Below are 20,822 nucleotides of genomic sequence, written 5' to 3'. Positions count from 1 at the left end.
CTTGACAATAATCACACTTATTAAAATATTATGGATTATAATGAGAAAAAAATCAACAAAAAAATTACAATATAGAATATTTTACATTTTAAAACTTTTTCCACAATACATATTTTTGTCCAAGAACTGGGAATATCATAGCTTACAATAGCACTTTTATTATCAATTCACCAATCTTTAAAAATTAATCAAAGTTTAATCTAAGAAATAGAGGCAGAATCTTTACGAATTATTATTTTTGATAAAATATACACATTTAGAATGTCATTACACTTTAATCCACGAGATATTACATGGCTGGCCTTTAATGAAAGAGTTTTGCAGGAAGCCATGGATGAAAAAGTTCCCTTACATTTAAGAATACGTTTTCTCGGAATTTTCTCCAACAATTTAGATGAATTTTTCAGAGTACGTGTTGCCGGATTAAAGCGTGCCATGGATTTTAAGGAAAAAGTGATTGCTGAATCTTTCTACCAACCACCCTCCAAGATCCTTCAGAGAATCAATGAAGTTGTCATGAGACAGCAGCTGAATTTCGATAAAACCTGGAAAAAGATCCAAACCGAAATGGCTGATCATAAAGTTTTCATTAAAAATTCCAAAAACCTGACAACAGGACAAAAAGAATTTGTCAGACAATATTTTGATGAAGTGGTAGAATCCAATGTAATTCCTATTCTTCTTCATGAAAATACACCAATGCCCTATTTAAGAGACAAAAGTCTTTATCTGGGGGTAGCGATGAGAAAAAAAGACTGGCAGTATTCCAGCAATTATGCTATTATTGAGATTCCCTCCCGTTTTGTAGGGAGATTTGTATTGCTTCCAACAGAAGATCCTGAAGAGAAAAATGTAATGCTTCTGGAAGATGTGATCACTTTCAATCTTCCGCACATATTCTCTTATTTCGGATATGATGAATTTTCTGCTAATGCTTTTAAAGTAACAAAAGATGCAGAACTGGATCTGGACAATGACATCAGAACCAACTTCGCAGAAAAAATAGAAAAAGGACTCAAAAACAGAAGAAAGGGAAAACCTACCCGTTTCGTTTTTGATAAAGATATGGATAAAGCGCTGCTGGAACTCCTTATCAGAAAACTGAATTTAACGAAAAAAGACAGCATTATTCCGGGAGGAAAAATTCATAACTTCAAGCATTTCATGGATTTTCCAGACGTTTTTGAAGCCTATGAAAGACCTGTGGAAAGAAGCTCTTTTACGCATCAGGCATTTGAACATGGTGAAAGAGTGACAGATGTTATCTTAAAAGAAGATGTGCTTCTTAGTTTTCCTTATCACAAATATAATCCAGTGATTGATCTTCTCCGTGAAGCAGCAATGGATCCGGATGTAAAATCTATACAGATCACCGCTTACCGTATGGCAAGCAGTTCAAAAATTATCAACGCGCTCATCTATGCCGCCAGAAATGGTAAAGAAGTGACTGTAATGCTGGAACTTCAGGCAAGGTTTGATGAAGAATCCAATTTGAAATGGAAAGATATGCTTGAACCGGAGGGAATTACAGTTCTTGTGGGAATTCCCAACAAAAAAGTACATGCTAAACTATGTGTTATCAAAAAGAGAGCGCATAATAAAACCATCCAATATGGATTTGTAAGTACTGGAAATTTCAACGAAAAAACGGCAAGAATATATGGTGATCATCTGCTCCTTACAGCCGATCGCGGCATCATGGCAGATATCAATAAAGTATTCAATGTGCTGAAAAAACCGAAGGATGATTTTATTCCGATTTTGAAAACTTGTAAAAATTTATTAGTTTGCCCTCAGTTTATGCGTGAAAAGATTGTTCACCATATTGATAAAGAAATCGAAGAAGCCAAAGCAGGCCGAAAAGCAGAGATTATCATCAAGGTAAATTCTATGAGCGACAGACTGCTGATAGAAAAGCTATATGAGGCTGCTAAAGCTGGTGTGGTAATCAGACTCATCGTAAGAGGAATCTATTGTGCCGTAAACCAGAAAGAATTTAAAGAAAAAATAAAAGCTATAAGTATTGTAGATGAATACCTGGAGCATGCCAGAGTAATGTATTTCTACAATAAAGGAACAGAAGACATGTACATTTCTTCCGCTGACTGGATGACCAGAAACCTGGATTACAGGATTGAAGCCGCTGCTAAAATCACAGACAAGAACCTTAAAAAAGAATTAAAAGATATTCTTGATATTCAGCTTAGGGATAATGTAAAAGCCAGAATTCTGGATAAAAAACTCAGCAATGAATACATAAGAAATGATAAAAAAGAATGCCGTTCACAAATAGAAACCTATAAATATTTAAAAGCTAAAACAAGCAAAAAATGAAGATAGCAGCGATAGACATAGGGAGTAATGCAGCCCGCCTTCTTATCAATGAAGTTAAGATTAATAACAGAAAACCTGAATTCATTAAACTCAACCTTCTCAGAATTCCTCTGAGACTGGGAATGGATGTTTTTACCATCGGAAAAATAGGTCCCGAAAGAGAAAAAATGGTCATTGATTCCATGAAAATTTTCAGTGATCTTATGAAAATATATAAAGTGGATCATTACAGAGCCTGTGCTACCAGTGCTATGCGTGATGCTGCCAATGGTAATGAAATTATCGGCCTCGTAAAAGAAACATCCGGAATCAACATCGAAATCATTTCCGGTGACGAAGAAGCTACCCTGGTCTATGAAAACCATGTTGCTGAAGGCCTTGATAAAGAATTCGCCTACCTATACATCGACGTTGGTGGAGGTTCTACAGAACTTACCTTCTATGAAAACGGTAAAATGGTTTACGAAAAATCATTCAATATCGGAACGATCCGTCTTCTCAACAACCTGGTTACAATGGATAACTGGAAAGAGATGAAGGACGAGATCAATAAAAATATCGTCAGTAAAAAACCAATTGTAGCCATTGGATCAGGGGGAAACATCAATAAGGTGTTTTCCATGAGCAAAACCAAAGACGGGAAACCAATGTCATTATCTCACCTGAAAAAGGTCTATAAAGAATTCAATGAGTTGTCTGTGGAAGAAAGGATGACCAATTACAACCTTAGGGAAGACCGTGCTGATGTGTTGGTACATGCCCTGAGCATCTTCAACAATGTGATGTCATGGTCTGATATCAACAGAATTTTTGTTCCTAAAATATCTGTAGCAGACGGATTGATCCATAATATTTACAGTCAGTTACAACACAAAAAGTAACAACAAATCACAATATTGTAAACCAGCCATTGAGCTGGTTTTATTTTGGGGAGCTGTTTTCATCTTTCCAACATATTAGCATTTCGAGGAACAACGCGACGAAGCAATCTCTGGATTTTCACATGTATTTTCATATAAAATGTGTTTCTGTTGTTAAGTTTTGGCTAAAGCCAGTGGAAGATTAGTGTACAGGCAGGCTAAAGCCCACCCCTATTGAAATTTAGCAACAATTTTTTACTTTTTAATAAAAACTTTTATAAATTTTAAAGTAAAACCCCGTCCCCATTCGTCATACCATTATCAATAGCAAAACAATGAATCCAATCAAAATAATTCTTACAGGAGCTACAGGGATGGTAGGCGAAGGCGTTTTAATGGAATGTCTTGAGAATCCCAATGTTTCTGAAATCCTCAGCATAAGCAGAAAACCTTGTGGAAGATCACATCCCAAACTGAAAGAATACCTTGTACCGGACTTTTTATCCATAGACATTCATGATGAAAAACTGAAAGGCTATGATGCCTGTTTTTTCTGTGCAGGAATCAGCAGTGTAGGCATGAATGAAGAAGATTACACCAGAATCACCTACGATACAACCTTACACTTTGCAAAAGCTGTTTTGAACCAAAATCCGGATATGGTTTTCAGTTATGTTTCAGGGGCAAGCACAGACAGCACAGAGAGCGGAAAAATGATGTGGGCAAGAGTAAAAGGCAGAACCGAAAATGATTTGAAAAAAATGAATTTCAAAGGAGCGTACAATTTCCGTCCCGGATTTATGAAACCTGTTGACGGTCAATTGAATGTAAAATGGTTTTTTAAACCTTTTATTTGGATTTTTCCTGTTTTTTTCCAATCAAAATCCTTAACTTTACAGGAAGTGGGTAGAGCAATGATCAATGTGACAAAAAAAGGATACCCTACATCTACTTTAGAAATTAGAGATATTAAAAATTTAGCGATATGAGAGACATGTTAAGAAGGATTATTCTGGTTATTTTTGTACTCTTGCTTGTGACTGCTGTTTCAGGATATTTTTATATGCAGAAACATCCATTGGAAGGGAATAAGTCCGGAACAATTTTAAATTTTTCAGGAAAATCAGGAAAATAAATACATCCTACGAGCCTTCATCTAAACATTATTTTATCTTTTATCGGAAACAAACCTATTTTTTAAACATTTCTTAAAATTCCATTAAGATAGTTGCGAAACATAAAGTTCATTTTTGCATTTAACTAATTAAAGTAAAAATGATCAACAACTACCTATTAAAAGGGTCTGTGATTGCCGCATTCTTTTTTCAGAGCGGTCTTTTCGGACAGACACTGATTCATTACTGGAATTTTAATAACAATACTTCTGCCGCCACAGTCACTACACCTTCTTCTACTATGGTAAATGGTTCTCTTACAGCTATAGCAGGAGGAACAAGTGTAATAGATTTTGCCGGGGGTACCGGACAGAATTTTAGTGATGAAAATTTAAATGCCAGAAATGGAGATGCAGCCGGAACCCATTTAAGGTTCAATAATCCGATTGGAGGAGGATTACAGTTTAATCTGCCTACCACAGGATACAATAATGTCATTATTAAATTTACTACCAGAAGATCCGGCCAGGGAGCAGGTACCCAGACATGGTCTTATTCAACAGACGGAACTACTTTTGTGCAGTTTCAGACTGTGAATCCTCAGGATGCCAATCCTCAGTTGATTACTCTTGATTTTTCTAACATACAGGGAGCCAATAACAACCCCAATTTTAAATTAAAAGTTGAATTCTCAGCAACAGGAGGCGGAACAGGAGGAAATAATCGTTTTGATAACTTTACGGTAGATGCAACTCCTGCCGGTGGTTCTGATATCACCCCACCAACCGTTGCCTATCTTCCTGCTAATAATACCAATAACGCTTCAACTACTGTAAATCCTACATTATCTTTTAATGAAAATATAAGATTAACAGATAATTCTGCGATCAATAATTCTAATGCTCAAAACCTTATAGAGCTCCGCCTTGGGAATGCTTCAGGCACACCAATTCCTTTTACAACAACTTTCAGCAACAATATCATTACCGTGATTCCAACTTCAGGGCTGATACCGGGACAAACTTATTATGTTGCGCTTAAACCCAATACAGTAGAAGACTTTAGTGATAATGGGGTTACTGCCGCTACATCCAGTACTTTCACTACAGCCGGAACAACAATTTCTTTGGAAAAGAATTTCATCAAGGTCAATGAAAACTCAGGAAATCTTGCATTTAAAATCAATATCACCAATCCTTCAACAGCTACGGTAAATCTTGTGGTAAAACCAGCACCATTCAGTACAGCTGATGCTAATGATTTTACTTTAGCCAACCAGACTATTAACATCACTCCATCTACAACAAGTTATACAGTTAACATTCCGATTATTGATGACACCGTGGCAGAGCAGCAAGCCGAATATTTTGTTGTAAGCCTTGAAACCCCTGCAGGAGCAACTATTTCAGGAGACAATTCTGCAACGGTTTATATTGTAGATAATGATAAACCGGCACCGGTTCCTTCCAATCAGATCCAATTGAATTATCTCCTAAGTTTTGATCCTTCAGGAAACAATAACAGTTCTACGGAAATTGTGGTTCATGATCCGTCAACACAACGTTTATTCACAATCAGTTCCATTACGGATGTTTTTGATATCATTGATTTCAGTAATCCGGCAATTCCATCAGTAGTAAAAACAGTGAATATGGCTCCTTATGGCGGTATCACAAGTATTGCTGTAAAAAACGGAATCATTGCAGCCGCTTCTCCCAATACTGATCCACAGCAAAACGGTTCTGTGGTATTCTTTGATATTAACGGAAACTTCCTGAAACAGGTAAATGTAGGAGCATTACCGGATATGATTACCTTCTCCCCTGACGGAACAAAAGTGGTTACCGCAAATGAAGGAGAGCCTAATGACACTTACACCGTAGATCCAGAAGGAACAATCAGTATTATTGACATCTCCGGCGGTATTGGAAACCTTACACAAAGTAATGTAACGACTCTTAATTTCAACAGTTTTGATTCTCAGTTGGCAGCGTTAACGTCTACCGGCTTAAGAAAAGTAAGAACCAACAATACGCTTTCCCAGGATCTGGAACCTGAATACGTTACCATCAGTGCAGATAGTCAGAAAGCATGGGTAACACTACAGGAGAACAATGCCATTGCTGAAATTAACCTGGTCACTAAAACCATCACAGGAATCTGGGGATTAGGTAAGAAAGATATGAGCCTTCCGGGTAATGGCTTTGATGCTTCAGATAATAATGGAGAGGTTTTAATTGCCAACTGGCCGGTAAAAGCTTATTATGTTCCGGATGCGGTACAGAATTATAAGGTAGGAAGCACCCATTATATTGTAACAGCCAACGAAGGTGATGAAAAAGACCTTTCAGGATTCAGTGAGAGAACCACTGTAGGGGCAAACAGCTATATTTTAGATCCTGTACTGTTCCCGAATTCAAGTATTTTAAAGGCATCCTATAATCTGGGAAGATTCAGGGTTTCATCTGCCACAGGAAATACAGACGGAGATGCAGAATTTGAAGAAATGGCCGCTTTAGGGGCACGTTCGTTCTCTATTTTCAATACTGACACCAAACAGATTGTATATGATAGCGGGGATCAGTTTGAGCGATATATTGCAGCTAATCACCCGTTAATTTTCAATGCAGATAATGAATCCAACGGAGCTAAAAACAGAAGCCGTGCAAAAGGTCCTGAGCCGGAAGGGGTAGCACTGGGAAACATCAACGGACAGACTTATGCTTTCATCACATTAGAAAGAACCGGAGGAGTTATGGTGTACAATATCACAGACCCTAACACCCCTACTTTCACCGATTATAAACATTCCCGTTCTACTTCAGCTTACGGAGGTGACAACGGTCCTGAAGGAATTATCTACATCGCTCCTGAAAATACAACCACCAATAAAGGTTATGTGATTGTTGCCAATGAAATCAGCGGAACTCTATCCATGTATGAAGTGGCAATGCCGGCTACACTTGGAACAGGTGAGATAAAAACTGAACAGGCAACCTTCAACGTATTCCCAAATCCTGTCAACAAAGGAAATACACTTTACTTTAACAGAAAACAGGATTACGAATTGTATGATATGTCCGGAAAGTTAATCGCAAAGGAAAAAAATGCTTTAACAATAAGCACATCTAATCTTTCTACCGGAGTTTATCTTGTAAAAACTTCAGAAGGACAGATCAAAAGAGTCATTGTAAAGTAAACATAAATTACGGTATACATTCTATTTAGTTAAAGCTTCGGATTTTCCGGAGCTTTTTTGTTATTGAAAAATTTGAAGTCAGCTAAAATATAAAACTCATTATTTAAGATGATTTAACTTTTTGACATGCCAGAAAAAATCATTTTATTTCTATATTTACCTTCAACAAAACCAAATTCATAATGAAAAATATTAAAACTGCTGGAATTCTGGCTTTCCTTTTATTCGGAACAGGAACAGCTTTTTCACAATCCAGAAAAGTAGAATCTGTAAAAGGAGTAGAAAAAACAGAAAGTAATAAAGTCGTACATGTAGAAGGTGTAGGTCATACACTCAATTATGCCCTTAGTGGAGGCGTTGTTGAGGTAGAAGGTGGTGATAATACATTAACAGTCAAAGGAAGTGCAAAAAAAATTACTGTTTCGGGGACTGGTAATAAAGTATACATCGACAAAGTGGATAAAATATCCATGGAAGGAGGCGGCAATATAGTCTTCTACCGAACTTCCGGAACAAAATCAGGAAAACCTGATGTCTCTATTGAAGGGGTAGGAAACAAAGTTGTAAAACAATAAAAATAATTAGAAAAGATTAGTTGCATGTTTGGATTTGCATTAGATACTGGAAATGATCCTGAAATCATTACATTAATAGATCAGGTAAAGAATATTGAAGGATCTAATCCTATTGCTTATAAAAAAATTAGGCTGGTGAATGTTCATAACATTTCCAACCTGATTTCTGCTATAGAAAATGCCTCTAAAATTTACCAGAATAATGGTTTTATTTGTAAACTTGAGCCACAAAACAATATTATATCAAGTACTTTTATCACCAGCATTAAAATAAGTAAGTCCAAAAAAAATATTATTCTAACCGGTTTTGCGTGGACAAGTCCAAAAGGGTATCAAAAAGCTCTGGATATGAAACTCAATAATGAAATTAATGAAAAGAATATCTGGAAAAGTTTCAGAAAAGATGAACTACAGGGATGGCTTGTTTATGCTTTACATTCTCAGAATCCTGAAATAAACAGGCAAAACATCAACATTCAGATCGATGGAAATGAATTTCACAGCTTAGATGGTTTTTTTTGCACTCTGGGAGAAGAAATTCACGGAATTCTGGGATACTTCGGACGTAATCTATATGCATTGTATGATTGTCTCCATGGAGATTTCGGAGTAGAATCCATTTCAGAACTCAACTGGATCAATCATAAAAGAAGTAAAACAATACTGAAAACAAAATTTACCCAGATCGTTGAGATTTTTGAAGATCACAATGTCAAAGTTCTGCTGAACTAATTTTGTCATCAAAAACCTAACAGGTTTTAAAAACCTGTTAGATTTAATTTATATTTCACTTATTATTTCAACAAAAAAAGACAGGTCTTAAACAAGCCTGTCTTTTTAAAAATATCTCAGATATAATTTTACTCTACGTTGATTACCTTTTCGATTTCCGGTGCATGTTGTTTGATGGTATTTTCAACACCTAGTTTCAGGGTTGAAAAATTCAACGAACATCCGGAACAGTTACCCAAAAGTTTCACAAACACCTGATTATCTTTCACATCAATAAGCTCAATATCACCACCGTCTTTATTCAAAAACGGTCTGATGCTTTCCAGAGCTTCCATTACTCTTGTTACTGTATCTTCGTGCGTTATGTTTGTTTCCATATTTTTCAGTTCAATTTGGTTCTTTCAAATGTATTGAAAGGTATTATTATTTTGCTTTTGGTGAGCATCCTGCCATTGTTGAAATCTTTACCGCTTCAGTAGGAGGAAGACTTTTGTTTCTTTCCACTAAACTCTCCACCATTTTTCTTGCCGTTTCTGTGTAGATATCTGCAATTTTTGATCCTTCCTGAAGCGCGGCTGGTCTTCCTACATCTCCTGCTTCTCTGATGCTTTGGATTAATGGAATTTCTCCTAATACAGGAATTCCAAGATCTTCAGCTAAATATTGTGCTCCCTGGTTTCCAAAGATATAATATTTATTTTCAGGAAGTTCTTCCGGTGTAAAATATGCCATATTTTCTATTAATCCAAGAACAGGAATATTGATACTTTCCATCTGGAACATTGCAATACCCTTTCTTACATCTGCCAATGCAACATGCTGAGGTGTACTTACAATCACCGCACCTGTTACAGGTACTTCCTGAATGATAGACAAGTGAATGTCACCCGTTCCCGGAGGAAGGTCTATCAATAAGAAATCCAGTTCTCCCCATGCAGCATCTCTGATCATCTGGTTCAAAGCTTTTGAAGCCATCGGGCCTCTCCATACTACAGCCTGATTAGCTCCTGAGAAGTATCCTATTGAAAGCATTTTTACCCCATAGTTCTCGATAGGTTTCATAAGATTCTTACCATTCACTTCCACAGAAATTGGCTTTTGCCCCTCTGTATCAAACATGGTAGGAACTGAAGGACCATAGATATCAGCATCTAATAATCCTACTTTAAAGCCCATTTTAGCTAACGTTACTGCCATATTTGCAGAAACCGTAGATTTTCCTACTCCTCCTTTACCGGAAGCAATAGCAATAATATTTTGAATTCCCGGAATTTGTTTTCCTTTGATCTGACTTTGCTGAATTTCACTAGGCTCCGGAGAAACGATTTTAAGTTTTAAATGAACGTTTTCTCCAAACTCACTGGCAAAAGCCTGTTTCATTGCAGCCTCCAGTTTTTTCTTTTCGTGCATTGCAGGCGAATGAGCAGTCATGTCAATATAAACATCATCACCCATAATCTGAAGATTATTCACCAAATCGTCTACTTCTATTTCTTTAAGGAAATCCTGAACCTTTTCTTTCGTCAACATATAAATATAAATTGTTTACAAATTTACGCATTTTTCACCTATTTAGAATAAGTAAACACAATCATAGATAAATTCTTTTGTAAACACAGACCTTCAGCCCTTTATATATCGGCAATTATTATCTGAAATAGGTTACTAACGGAATATTTTTATTCCAGAATTCACTGGATTTTAGCAGCCAGGAGGTAGAAAAGAAAAACAAGGATGTGGTTTCAAAAATAAGAGTAGAATAGGTTAAAAATTGATTGGCAGAAGCTGAATCATCCCCTAAAATAGCAATAAGCCCAATACACGCTAGACTGATGAGTATTCCCCAGCCACAAATTTTATAATACAGATTTCTGCGGCTTTTCTTAAGCGCTTCTTCTTCGGAAACAGGTTCACCATCCTGTTCTTTATCACTTTTCTGAAAGAAATAGAGACAAAAAACGGCAAAAGACAAGAAAAGCAGCCCTGCACTGATATAGTGTACCCAGCTGAACCATTCCTGATAATTCGCTTTGTCTATCGTAATATAAATATTCCCTCCATACCCTTGAAATCTGGTTGGGAATACAGCAACCAACACCGCCATTACTCCGGCAAAATTTGAAAGCATATTTTCATATTTATCTTTTCCTCTGTAAGTGGCAAACAATCCACCCAGAATACATAATGTTCCTACGAAAATTATGTGTCCGAAACTGTAGTAATAATGGCTGATACTTACTTTGAGCGGATGTTCATCATTCAGGAAATAGGTCGTCGAAAAAAGAAGGAATGAAAGAAGAAATCCAAGTAATCCGATAAACATTCGAAGTTGGTAATAAGAGATCAATACTCCGTTATTATCATCCTGAGCCGTTTTTTTTAAGTTAGTTTCCATGAGGTTCGTTTTTGAGGTTATCGTTGTTTAGAAGCTGAGGTTATAATGAAATTGTTATTTTATCAATAATTTTCACATTTTTGTCCGGATCCAGCTTGAAATTGTTTTTGATAAATTTCTTTGGATCCTCGGTAAGCATCTCTTTTTGCAGACTGGAAACCTGTTTCTTTTTTAATAAATTCATCCATTGGTATGTTTTTTTTATGGCAACTACATAGATGACGATTTCTTTATCTGTTATTTTAAACTTCAGAAAGTTTTTATTTCCTGTATTTATTTTCCCTGATGAAATTTCGGTGACATACAATTTAAAAAAATGATATCCGAAAAGAATATACCATCCAAAAAGCATGGATTGCAAAAGAGCGGAAATGATCAGCTGAGAGACAAAATAATTACAGCCCGCAGGAATTTTAAAGAAACTTTTTATTTCATTAATATGGATAAAAGACAAATGACTGTCCTCTAAAAAAGCAAATCCATAAGTGGGAAGTTTCATATATACAAACCACTGAACAGCAAACGATAACACAAACAAAAATCCCCTCAGAATTTTACTTGTCCATTTTTCCTTTTCGGAACATTCTGTATTGGTGACTTTGGTGATGGTAAAATGAAAAATCACAGGAATTAACAATAAAATTAAACCTTTCAAAATAGAATCTGAGTAACAATGGGTATAGGTAACGATTAAAGAGAGCAAAAACAACAATACGGTAAATTCATAATTGATGATAAAGAAAATGAGGTTCCAGAATGTTTTTTTACCGGATTTTTCTTTGGACGGATATCTGCCATCCAGTTGATATGTGAGTTCTGTAGTCGTTGTATTCTGCAGGATGGGAAGAGTGATTGTCTCTTTTAAAAAATCGGTAATATGTCCGAAAGCACCTCCTCCTCCTGATGTAATATAATGTTTGATTTCTTTATCATAGCCTTTCTCATTTTCATCCAATTTGTAATGTGAATAATGATGAATATCTCCTGTAAGCACGACATCAAAAATAATTTCCGACTTTATATTACTTGCCTCTAATTTTCTCACAGCTTCTTTCATCGTTCTGATGATATATTCCAGACTATCCATACGCTGTCTTCTCTTGTGTCTGTCTTTTATCTGATAATTGTACCAGTACGGTTCTGCAATGAGCAGGATAATGTGGTTGGTATCATTTCCTTTTGATATTTTCTCTACATATTCCGTAAAAAAAGTCATCTGAGGAATATCAATATCCCCCAGCAGCTGATTGTCAATACCCATTAAGTGAACATTCTCCCTTAGTGAATAGGCGAAATAACTTCTGTTCTGTACCGTTCTGTAGTCACTGATTTTACTTTTCTGGCACATCAGCCTGAAAAATGCACTCAAACCGTCATACCAGTCATGATTTCCTGGTGTGGCAATCAGTATTGGGCCTGCCTTTTTTGTATCAGGAGCAACAAGCCTCAGCGGTCCTTTGAAGCGGTCTCTGTAATTGATTTCAGAACCTACGGGATATACCAGATCGCCTCCTACTACCAAAACAGATCCCCTTTTCAACCTGATTTCAACCTCATCCTCAACATCTCTGTTGAATTCATTTTTAAAAGAATAGGTATAGCTGTCTCGTGTCAAATGGTAAAAAATACTGGTAGTTGCATCAAAGCCATCGCCGGTATCTGCAATGAAATCAAACCAGAATTCATCTTCCGGTTCATCACAGTTATTCTCTGTCAGCTCTCTTCCCGTATCTTTTCCCAAAGCGGTCTGCATTTCTCTTTTATCAATGATAGAAAGGATATCTGCAGAAAGAGAAACCATTCTGAAACTATTCATAAGCCCTGTAAAATCAAACCATTTGACAGGTTTTCTGGGAATAAAGTAATAAGGATATTTCTCATCAATATCTTTGAATATTTTCACTTTTTTAGCAGTGTACAGACTGTCTTTAAAGTAAAAAATCAGAAACGCAGCTGCAGCAAGCAGCAAAAGGTAAAAAAGCAGTGTTTCCATCATGTTATTGAGTTTGTATTGATGTTCCCAATGCTTTTGACATTAAGGAACTTCTTTAGCCTGTCACACCAGAAATTATTAGTTTATAATCAAATTTACGAAATTTGAAATTCGATTCATATAACACTTTTGTGGTATTTTATTCGTTGATAAAAATATTTATGAGTAGGTATTTAAAATAAAATAATTAGATTTATTGACACCATTATCATTGCAAAACAATTATTATGAAAACCAACACCTACCCTTCCAAACATGCACTACCAAAAGGAATTTTCACCGTTGGAAAAACGAAATTCAAATGGTACGATCTGGCTGATGATCCGGCCGAAATTTCTCCACAGGACATCCATAATGCCCGGCTGTGTATTGAATATGCAGAAGAAGACTTTCAGAATATTGATGATCTGGGATTTGTCATCATGCATCGTTGCGGAGAAAACTATCTTCTCCTAGTATGTACATGGCGAAGTGAAAATGAATTATGGGAAAGTGTTTATTATGACGGTTCCGGCAACTTTGAAATATGGGACAGAAGCAAAACCCACCTCCCTACTTACTGTGTCTGGGAAATGGGTATTGTTTATCATGAATCCCAGTCCTGGAAAAAATATCTTGGCTCCGGACGGGAAGAAAAAGACAAAGAGGAATATCTCAATGCTGTCTTTGAAGGGGAAGTGTAAGTATTTACATTGCCATTCTGACGAATGAAGAATCTTATAAAAGAAGAGATTCTTCATTCCACTCCGTTTCATTCAGAATGACATAAGGCATAAAAACAATTTTAAATTCAGAGTACTAATTGGCTCTGTTTTTTTCATCAAACTTTACATTACGGTCCATTCCTTTTACTTTTTTATTTCCGAAAGTATAGGTTGCGGATACGGTAAGTCTTCTTGCATCGTAATAATTATTATAAGAGTGTGTTCCTGTGGTATAATAGATTTCACCCTGGCTTTTCCCTTGCTTCAAAATATCAGAAACAAATACATTCAGCTGAAGGCTTTTTTCCATAAGGTTTAGTTTCAGTCCAGATGTAAAATTCCCGGCAAACTTCATATATGAATTTCCTGAGTTGGAAGGCAGACGGAACCAGTAGTTCAGAATCAGCTGTATGGTTTTGCTTGAATTGAGTGATATATTATTCTGAAAATCGAAATCATAGCTGTTTCCTTTTCTGGAAAGAGCATCCGTTGCAAAAACATCGGTATTCATATAAGAATAATTGGCCGAGTAATTAGCTTCCCATTTTTTGAAAAAAGTATCTGAGTAATTAAGCGAAACACCCAAACTGTTCTGATTGTAGTAATTTTCAAAGGTACTCACCCTGTTTTCCCCTTTCAGATTAGCGAGCTGGCCAAATGCATCCACTGATCTCTGAAAATAAGCAGACGCTGAGAGTTTTCCTTTATAAACATAAGAAAATTCAAAATTATGATTGATAGACGGCTTCAGGAAAGGATTTCCGGTAAAATAGGAATTGATGTTGATGTACCAGCGGTATGGATTAATTGCACGAAACCCCGGTCTGTTGATTCTTTTGGAATAATTCAGGTTGAACGTATGATTTTCATTGCTTTTATAGCTGATATAAGCTGTTGGAAAAAACTTCCCGTAAGAATTTTCGGTCTGCTGCCCGGATGTTAAAGAATTTCCGTTGACTACAGAATATTCGTAACGTAAACCTGCCTTTGCCGACCATTTTTCGCTAAATGATTTTTCAAAACTGATATAAGCGGCGTAGTTTTTTTCATTGTACTCAAACTCATTGCTCTTCAGGGGATCTGTGATATATTGTCCGTTCTTTAAATTCTGATAAAAGATATTGGAGTTATTATCAAAATTTGTGAACTTCACTCCTGTTTCTGTTTTCGCAAACTGATAAGGCAGTGTAAGATCTGCCTGCCCGGAATAAATTTTATAATCCACCATGGATGGTGATTTTACGATAAAGCGGTCTCCGGAACTTTCTGTGGTGGTAAAATCAATGATCGTTTCCGGAGTATTGGAAAAATAATTTCCGGTAATACTCAGTTTATTATCCTGTTTCCCGAATTTAAGATCATAGTAAGCACTTGCCGTATGCTGTTTACCTGTAGCTCTGTGTTCCGCATAAGTGAGTAAGGTATTAGTATAGTTTCCATTTTGAAAATAGTCCGAAGTGTTGGTAATATCCATATTGGAATGTCCAAATCCGAAATCATAAATAAATCCGATATTGGAACGCTTACCCAACTGATAATCCAGACTTAAATTGGCACCCAGCCCATCGCCAAAATCTCTTCTGTTATCATTGCTTTTAAGGCCGTCTGCTCCTTCTATCCAGTAATTTTCATAAGAATGTTTTTCATTTTTATTCTGTCTTAATTTCAATGAAGTGTGCAGTTTTTCATTCTGATAATTCAAGGTTACACTATTTGAATTCCCGGTATAGGTCTGCTGCTGAAGGCTAGAGGTAAGACTTCCACTCCATCCCAGATTCTGATTTTTCTTTAAAACAATATTGATCAGGCCGCTGTTTCCCTGCGCTTCATATTTGGCGGGAGGTGAGGTAATGACTTCAATTTTTTCTATATTTTCGGATCTGAGACTTTTCAGGTAAGTAACGAGTTCTGCATCTGACAAATTCAGAATCCTGTCATTGATCATTACTGCTACACCACTTTTTCCGACAATGGAAACTCCGGTATTGTCATCTACTTTTACCAGAGGCGTCGTTGCAAGAGCATCTGCTCCATCCATTCCCTGTGAAGCCACGGAATTGGAAACATTGAAAACTAATCTGTCTGCTTTTCTCTCAATCAGCTTTTTTCTGGCGGTAAGTGTAACGCCTTCTATCTGTTTTTCTTTCTTTTTTTCGATAAAAAAATCGTGTTTCATCTCACCATTTACCGTCAATTCATTATTAGATATTTCTACACCGTCCTGGATAAGCTTAATATGGTAGTTCCCGTTTTCCGAAAGTTTCAGTGAGTAATTTCCTTTTTCGTCCGAAATAGCTGTCTGCTTCTTCTGATTTTTTTCTGCAACCACCTCAACGTAAGGAACAGCCTTTCCGGTTTGGGTAATCTTTCCTGTTATCATCTGGGCAAATGCAGCTGCCGGTAACAGCATGATTACAGCAAGTAACGTCTTCTTCATGAATTATATCGTTTTTAATAAGACAAGCCGTAATCGACTTTTATTACATCTCTTTTACTGTTTTTCAATATCTTCGCTATTATAAAATCAGAACATGAAAAAAGGGCTTATTGCATTTTCAATATTTATTACTCAGATCATTTCCGCACAGAATTATTCTCAATATGTCAATCCAATGATAGGAACCGGGGGGCATGGCCACACTTTTCCCGGTGCTATTGTTCCATTCGGAATGGTGCAGCTTTCTCCCGATACAAGAATAGACGGAAGCTGGGACGGATGCAGCGGATATCATTATTCAGATTCTGTGATCTATGGTTTTTCTCATACCCATCTGAACGGAACCGGAGTTTCAGATTACGGAGACATTATGCTGATGCCCACAATGGGAAATCCAAATCTGAACAGCAAAGATTATTCCTCAAAGTTTTCACATAAAAATGAAAAGGCAACCGCCGGATATTATACTGTTAAATTAGATAAACATAATATTGGAGTACGCCTTACAACAACAAAAAGAGTTGGTTATCATGAATACACCTTCAACAATGCAGGTGATGCCAATATTATTTTAGACCTCAACCACAGGGATAAGCTTCTGGAAGGTGAAGTAAAAATCATTGATGATAAAACCATTGAAGTTTTCAGAAGAAGTGAAGCCTGGGCTACCAACCAGTATATCTACGCCAGAATTGAGTTTTCAAAACCTATGAAAATTTCAAAAAAAGAAGTCAACGGAAAACAGGAAAACCATCTTTTTACCGGAACAAAGCTTACGCTGGCATTTTCAACCAATGTCAAAAAAGGAGAAAAAATTAATGTGAAAGTTTCTATTTCTCCCACAGGATATGAAGGAGCAGGCAAAAATATGCTGGCAGAAGGACAATCAAAGGATTTTGATGCTGTAAGAAAACAGGCAGAAGCTAATTGGGACAAAGAGCTTTCAAAAATTGAAGTGAAGTCTGATGATAAAAATAAACTAGCCGTTTTTTACACTGCTCTTTATCATGTTTTTACACAACCGAACATCAATATGGATGTTGACGGAAAATACAGAGGCAGAGACAACAAGCTGTATAACGCAAACGGTTTTGATTATTATACCGTTTTCTCACTTTGGGATACTTTCAGAGGGGCTCATCCGCTGATGACTTTAATTGACCGAAAAAGAACCGCAGATTTTATCAACACCTTCATCAAACAATACGAACAGGGCGGAAAACTTCCGGTATGGGAACTGGCTTCCAATGAAACGGAATGTATGATTGGCTATCACTCCGTTTCTGTGATTGCGGATGCTATGGCCAAGGGAATTCAGGGGTTTGATTATGAAAAAGCATTTCAGGCTGCCAAAGGCTCTGCAATGCAGGATATTTTCGGATTGAATGCTTATAAGCAGAATAATTATATCAGCATAGATGATGAGCATGAAAGTGTTTCCAAAACCGTAGAATATGCTTATGATGACTGGTGCATTGCTCAGATGGCAAAAATTTTAGGCAAAAAAGAAGACTATCAGTATTTCATGAAGCGTTCTCAAAACTGGAAAAACCTTTACAATCCTAAAACCGGGTTTATGCAGCCAAGAAAGAATGGAAACTGGTATGAACCATTTGATCCGAGAGAAGTAAACAACAATTATACAGAAGGGAATTCATGGCATTATTCTTATTCCGTGCAGCAGGATATTCCGGGACTTATTGCTGCACATGGCGGAAAAGAAAAATTTGAACAGTTCATTGATGCCATCTTCACTGCTCCTGATAAAACAACAGGTAGAGAACAGGTAGATATCACGGGATTGATGGGACAATATGCTCAGGGAAATGAGCCAAGCCACCACATCGCTTACCTGTACAATTTTGTAGACAAACCAGAAAAAACAGATGTCAAAATAAAATATATCCTTGATAATTTTTATAAAAATACGCCTGACGGACTGATCGGAAATGAAGACTGCGGCCAGATGAGTGCATGGTATATTCTAAGTTCTATGGGAATTTACTCTGTGACTCCAGGATTACCGGAATGGGAAACAACTACACCTTATTTTGATGAAATTAAAATTCACCTTGAAGACGGTACTACAAAAACAATTACCAAAAATACCAGCAGAGCTGAGCTTAAGAAACTTGGTTTTGAAAATGTAAAACCTTCTAAGGACTTTAAATATTCAGAGAAAACAGCTTCACCAGTAATTGCTGCAGACAGAATTTTCGATTTTTCTACCAAAGTTGAAATCACTCCTTTACATCCAAATGACAAGGTGTATTATATGACCATGGATGAAAGCGACAGCAATAAAAGAAAGACGTTCTCTTCTTACAAAGGACCGTTTTCTATCACCAAAACCACTCAGGTAATGGCTTATGCTGAAAGAAGCGGAGAAAAAAGCTCTGTCACCATTGCTCAATTTAACAGAAGACCTAATTACTGGGATATTAATATTCTGTCAAAAGTGACTCCGCAGTACAGCGCTACCGGAAATCTTGCTCTTATTGACGGAATCAGAGGTGATGTCAACTGGAGAAAAGGAGAATGGCAGGGATATCAGGGACAAAATTTTGAAGCTATTATTGATCTTAAGTCCCCTCAGAACATAAAATCTTTATCTTCCACTTACCTTCAGGACAGCAGAGCATGGATTCTGATGCCTAAAAAAGTAGAATATTACGCTTCCATGAACGGAAAAGATTTTATCCTTCTGAAGACCATTGACAATGATATTGATCCTAAGGATGAAAAAGTACAGATCAAAGATTTTTCTACGGAAATTCTTCCTACCGAAGCCCGATATGTTAAAGTAAAAGCTTACTACTTCGGAAAACTTCCGGAATGGCACCAGGGAGCAGGAGGAGATGCTTATATCTTTATTGATGAGATTGCTGTGAAATAAAACAATGAAAACACCTATGAAAAAATTATCATTACTACTCTTTTTACTTTTAAGTACCATAAAAGTTTCAGCCTGTAAATGTGTATATGAAACATTATCACAGAATTATTTAAATGCCAGCATTGTGGGCATTATTAAAATTGTAAGAGTGTATGATGAAAACACCGAGCAAAGAACATATAAAGCAGATATTGAATTTGAAAAAGTATATAAGGGAACAACAACATTTAAAACAATGAATGTAAGAGGGCTAATTGGAAACTCCTATTCCGGAGCTTGTGAAGTTGATGTATTGCCCAATGAAAGATATTTGATCTTTTTAAACCAATCCAATAACACCTACTCCATCTCATCCTGTACTCCAAAATCAAAATTGGGAAATAGACCAACAAAAGCTGAAAAATCGTGGCTTAAAAATCAGGAAAAAGTCTTTACCTACTTAGATAATAATAAATTCAGGTTTATGGGCTTACAGTTTACCCGTTGCTATGATGAATTCCAAACTGAATATCGATCTGATCTATCAAAAATCAGTGGATTTAAACCTAAGCAGCCTTTTGCGATTTATAAAGTAAAAATAAATGAAAGATCAAAAATTCAGGAAATTACTTCTGTTACAACTTTTGGAAGTAAGGATAGTACGATAGAAAAGATACTGAAAACTAATATGATCGTCTCCACGCCTGTATCTTTCTGGAATCCCAACCCAAAAGAAGCTCTGCTCTTTCTCTCTTACAACAAAGAAAATATAAATGACCCATACGGTGAAGTCATATCTTGTGACTAAAATAATTCATTCTTTCAGCATTCAACCATAAAAAACGTGCCCTTCGAAAATTCGAAGGGCACGTTTTTTATCAATTCATTCTTTCGGACCATTGCAGAACTTCCGGAAGTTCAATATCAGAAAATTCGATGTGGATGACTCTCCTTTTCTTTCCGTTGGTTGTCCGTTTTGAACCATGAAGAGTTAACGGCTTCATGATCATGATTCCGCCTTTTTCAACGTTGCAGATTTCTTCTGTTTCTACAGTCCAGTCGATGGTTTCCGGTCTGTAAATACCTTTTGTATGAGATGTGGGAACTACTTTCAAAGCTCCGTTATTTTCATCGGTATCATCCAGATGGATTCTGATAGTATAAATGTTTTCCAAAATATTCAGTGGAGGCTGTACTGCAAACTGATTCTTTTTAGTTGTCCATGGACCAAAACCGGGAAGATCCAATTTTTTATCAACAGAAATAGTCAGGTCCTGATGATAGGCTACATACCAGTTGGAAGTTTCAGGCTTATCAAAATAAATACTTTTGACCACAAAATATTTTTCTCCGAAGATTTCTTTGACTACTTTCTGAATGTTTTCATTAAAAATCAGGTCTTTGATTTCCGGAACTTCTTTTAAAAACTGTCTTATGGCAAAAAGGTCTTCAGACTTTCTGAAATTCTCTTTTGAAGTATCTATATTTTGAAGAACAAGGTTTATTTCTTCAAGCTCTTTCTGTGAAAATACATTATTGATAACAGCAAAGCCATATTCAAGAATATGGCTTTTATTATTTTTAAAATTATTTAAACTCATTG

The 20,822-nt window shown here is 36.4% G+C and carries 16 protein-coding genes; 10 read left to right on the top strand and 6 right to left on the bottom strand.

The features are described 5' to 3' along the window. Window positions 1-261: 261 nt before the first annotated feature. From ppk1 to OL225_RS02605, 7 genes are all read left to right on the top strand, one after another. A complete protein-coding gene (ppk1, locus tag OL225_RS02635; RefSeq protein WP_264517175.1) occupies window positions 262-2,334 on the top strand; it encodes a polyphosphate kinase 1 in 2,073 nt (690 codons plus the stop codon). Then, the gene (locus OL225_RS02630) at window positions 2,331-3,215 is read left to right on the top strand and encodes an exopolyphosphatase (RefSeq protein WP_047378699.1); all 885 of its coding nucleotides are present in this window, start codon (window positions 2,331-2,333) and stop codon (window positions 3,213-3,215) included. Before ppk1 ends, OL225_RS02630 begins: the two co-directional genes overlap by 4 nt. Window positions 3,216-3,529: 314 nt before the next feature. Beyond that, entirely contained in the window at window positions 3,530-4,183 is a 654-nt protein-coding gene (locus tag OL225_RS02625; protein WP_047378700.1) for an NAD-dependent epimerase/dehydratase family protein, read from the top strand. After that, entirely contained in the window at window positions 4,180-4,329 is a 150-nt protein-coding gene (locus OL225_RS02620; protein ID WP_156118480.1) for a hypothetical protein, read from the top strand. Before OL225_RS02625 ends, OL225_RS02620 begins: the two co-directional genes overlap by 4 nt. 140 nt (window positions 4,330-4,469) lie before the next feature. Continuing rightward, window positions 4,470-7,508: a choice-of-anchor I family protein gene (locus OL225_RS02615; RefSeq protein ID WP_264517174.1), complete on the top strand. Its 3,039-nt coding sequence runs from the start codon at window positions 4,470-4,472 to the stop codon at window positions 7,506-7,508. 182 nt (window positions 7,509-7,690) lie between these two features. Next, window positions 7,691-8,083 carry a DUF3060 domain-containing protein gene (locus OL225_RS02610; protein WP_264517173.1) on the top strand — a complete coding sequence of 131 codons (393 nt, stop codon included), beginning with the start codon at window positions 7,691-7,693 and terminating at the stop codon, window positions 8,081-8,083. A gap of 24 nt (window positions 8,084-8,107) precedes the next feature. Beyond that, window positions 8,108-8,815 (top strand): barstar family protein, encoded by a 708-nt coding sequence (locus OL225_RS02605; RefSeq protein WP_264517172.1) that lies wholly within the window; start codon window positions 8,108-8,110, stop codon window positions 8,813-8,815. A 128-nt stretch (window positions 8,816-8,943) separates the two neighbouring features. Here OL225_RS02605 and OL225_RS02600 read toward each other — a convergent pair whose 3' ends face one another. The 4 genes from OL225_RS02600 to OL225_RS02585 all read right to left on the bottom strand — a co-directional run bounded on the left by OL225_RS02600 (window position 8,944) and on the right by OL225_RS02585 (window position 13,206). Beyond that, entirely contained in the window at window positions 8,944-9,192 is a 249-nt protein-coding gene (locus tag OL225_RS02600; protein WP_002977212.1) for a NifU family protein, read from the bottom strand. 46 nt (window positions 9,193-9,238) lie between these two features. Then, window positions 9,239-10,345 carry an Mrp/NBP35 family ATP-binding protein gene (locus OL225_RS02595; protein WP_047378704.1) on the bottom strand — a complete coding sequence of 369 codons (1,107 nt, stop codon included), beginning with the start codon at window positions 10,343-10,345 and terminating at the stop codon, window positions 9,239-9,241. A 118-nt stretch (window positions 10,346-10,463) separates the two neighbouring features. Further along, a complete protein-coding gene (locus OL225_RS02590; protein WP_264517171.1) occupies window positions 10,464-11,210 on the bottom strand; it encodes a hypothetical protein in 747 nt (248 codons plus the stop codon). Between the two features lie 40 nt (window positions 11,211-11,250). Further along, window positions 11,251-13,206: a hypothetical protein gene (locus tag OL225_RS02585; protein WP_264517170.1), complete on the bottom strand. Its 1,956-nt coding sequence runs from the start codon at window positions 13,204-13,206 to the stop codon at window positions 11,251-11,253. Between the two features lie 224 nt (window positions 13,207-13,430). On the opposite strand from OL225_RS02585, the gene OL225_RS02580 reads away from it, so the two are divergent. After that, the gene (locus OL225_RS02580; protein WP_264517169.1) at window positions 13,431-13,886 is read left to right on the top strand and encodes a hypothetical protein; all 456 of its coding nucleotides are present in this window, start codon (window positions 13,431-13,433) and stop codon (window positions 13,884-13,886) included. 115 nt (window positions 13,887-14,001) lie between these two features. Here the strand turns inward: OL225_RS02580 and OL225_RS02575 are convergent, their stop codons facing one another. Next, window positions 14,002-16,344 carry a TonB-dependent receptor domain-containing protein gene (locus OL225_RS02575; protein ID WP_264517168.1) on the bottom strand — a complete coding sequence of 781 codons (2,343 nt, stop codon included), beginning with the start codon at window positions 16,342-16,344 and terminating at the stop codon, window positions 14,002-14,004. A 94-nt stretch (window positions 16,345-16,438) separates the two neighbouring features. Here OL225_RS02575 and OL225_RS02570 point away from each other — a divergent pair, with 94 nt between their 5' ends. Together OL225_RS02570 and OL225_RS02565 are read left to right on the top strand one after the other, a co-directional pair. After that, window positions 16,439-19,240, top strand: coding sequence for a GH92 family glycosyl hydrolase (locus OL225_RS02570; protein WP_264517167.1), 2,802 nt, complete (start codon window positions 16,439-16,441; stop codon window positions 19,238-19,240). A gap of 16 nt (window positions 19,241-19,256) precedes the next feature. Further along, window positions 19,257-20,027 carry a hypothetical protein gene (locus tag OL225_RS02565; RefSeq protein WP_264517166.1) on the top strand — a complete coding sequence of 257 codons (771 nt, stop codon included), beginning with the start codon at window positions 19,257-19,259 and terminating at the stop codon, window positions 20,025-20,027. A 70-nt stretch (window positions 20,028-20,097) separates the two neighbouring features. Here OL225_RS02565 and OL225_RS02560 read toward each other — a convergent pair whose 3' ends face one another. Then, window positions 20,098-20,820 (bottom strand): phytanoyl-CoA dioxygenase family protein, encoded by a 723-nt coding sequence (locus OL225_RS02560; protein ID WP_264517165.1) that lies wholly within the window; start codon window positions 20,818-20,820, stop codon window positions 20,098-20,100. Between the last annotated feature and the right edge of the window lie 2 nt (window positions 20,821-20,822).

Origin of the sequence: Chryseobacterium viscerum (assembly GCF_025949665.1) — a bacterium.
GTDB classification, from domain to species: domain Bacteria; phylum Bacteroidota; class Bacteroidia; order Flavobacteriales; family Weeksellaceae; genus Chryseobacterium; species Chryseobacterium viscerum_A.
This window is presented reverse-complemented; position numbering and strand designations above follow the sequence as displayed.

Bases quoted from the DNA above. Each gene is read 5' to 3' on its own strand.
- ppk1 (WP_264517175.1), top strand. From the start codon at position 262: ATGTCATTACACTTTAATCCACGAGATATTACATGGCTGGCCTTTAAT.
- OL225_RS02630 (WP_047378699.1), top strand. From the start codon at position 2,331: ATGAAGATAGCAGCGATAGACATAGGGAGTAATGCAGCCCGCCTTCTT.
- OL225_RS02625 (WP_047378700.1), top strand. From the start codon at position 3,530: ATGAATCCAATCAAAATAATTCTTACAGGAGCTACAGGGATGGTAGGC.
- OL225_RS02620 (WP_156118480.1), top strand. From the start codon at position 4,180: ATGAGAGACATGTTAAGAAGGATTATTCTGGTTATTTTTGTACTCTTG.
- OL225_RS02615 (WP_264517174.1), top strand. From the start codon at position 4,470: ATGATCAACAACTACCTATTAAAAGGGTCTGTGATTGCCGCATTCTTT.
- OL225_RS02610 (WP_264517173.1), top strand. From the start codon at position 7,691: ATGAAAAATATTAAAACTGCTGGAATTCTGGCTTTCCTTTTATTCGGA.
- OL225_RS02605 (WP_264517172.1), top strand. From the start codon at position 8,108: ATGTTTGGATTTGCATTAGATACTGGAAATGATCCTGAAATCATTACA.
- OL225_RS02600 (WP_002977212.1), bottom strand. From the start codon at position 9,192: ATGGAAACAAACATAACGCACGAAGATACAGTAACAAGAGTAATGGAA.
- OL225_RS02595 (WP_047378704.1), bottom strand. From the start codon at position 10,345: ATGTTGACGAAAGAAAAGGTTCAGGATTTCCTTAAAGAAATAGAAGTA.
- OL225_RS02590 (WP_264517171.1), bottom strand. From the start codon at position 11,210: ATGGAAACTAACTTAAAAAAAACGGCTCAGGATGATAATAACGGAGTA.
- OL225_RS02585 (WP_264517170.1), bottom strand. From the start codon at position 13,206: ATGATGGAAACACTGCTTTTTTACCTTTTGCTGCTTGCTGCAGCTGCG.
- OL225_RS02580 (WP_264517169.1), top strand. From the start codon at position 13,431: ATGAAAACCAACACCTACCCTTCCAAACATGCACTACCAAAAGGAATT.
- OL225_RS02575 (WP_264517168.1), bottom strand. From the start codon at position 16,344: ATGAAGAAGACGTTACTTGCTGTAATCATGCTGTTACCGGCAGCTGCA.
- OL225_RS02570 (WP_264517167.1), top strand. From the start codon at position 16,439: ATGAAAAAAGGGCTTATTGCATTTTCAATATTTATTACTCAGATCATT.
- OL225_RS02565 (WP_264517166.1), top strand. From the start codon at position 19,257: ATGAAAAAATTATCATTACTACTCTTTTTACTTTTAAGTACCATAAAA.
- OL225_RS02560 (WP_264517165.1), bottom strand. From the start codon at position 20,820: ATGAGTTTAAATAATTTTAAAAATAATAAAAGCCATATTCTTGAATAT.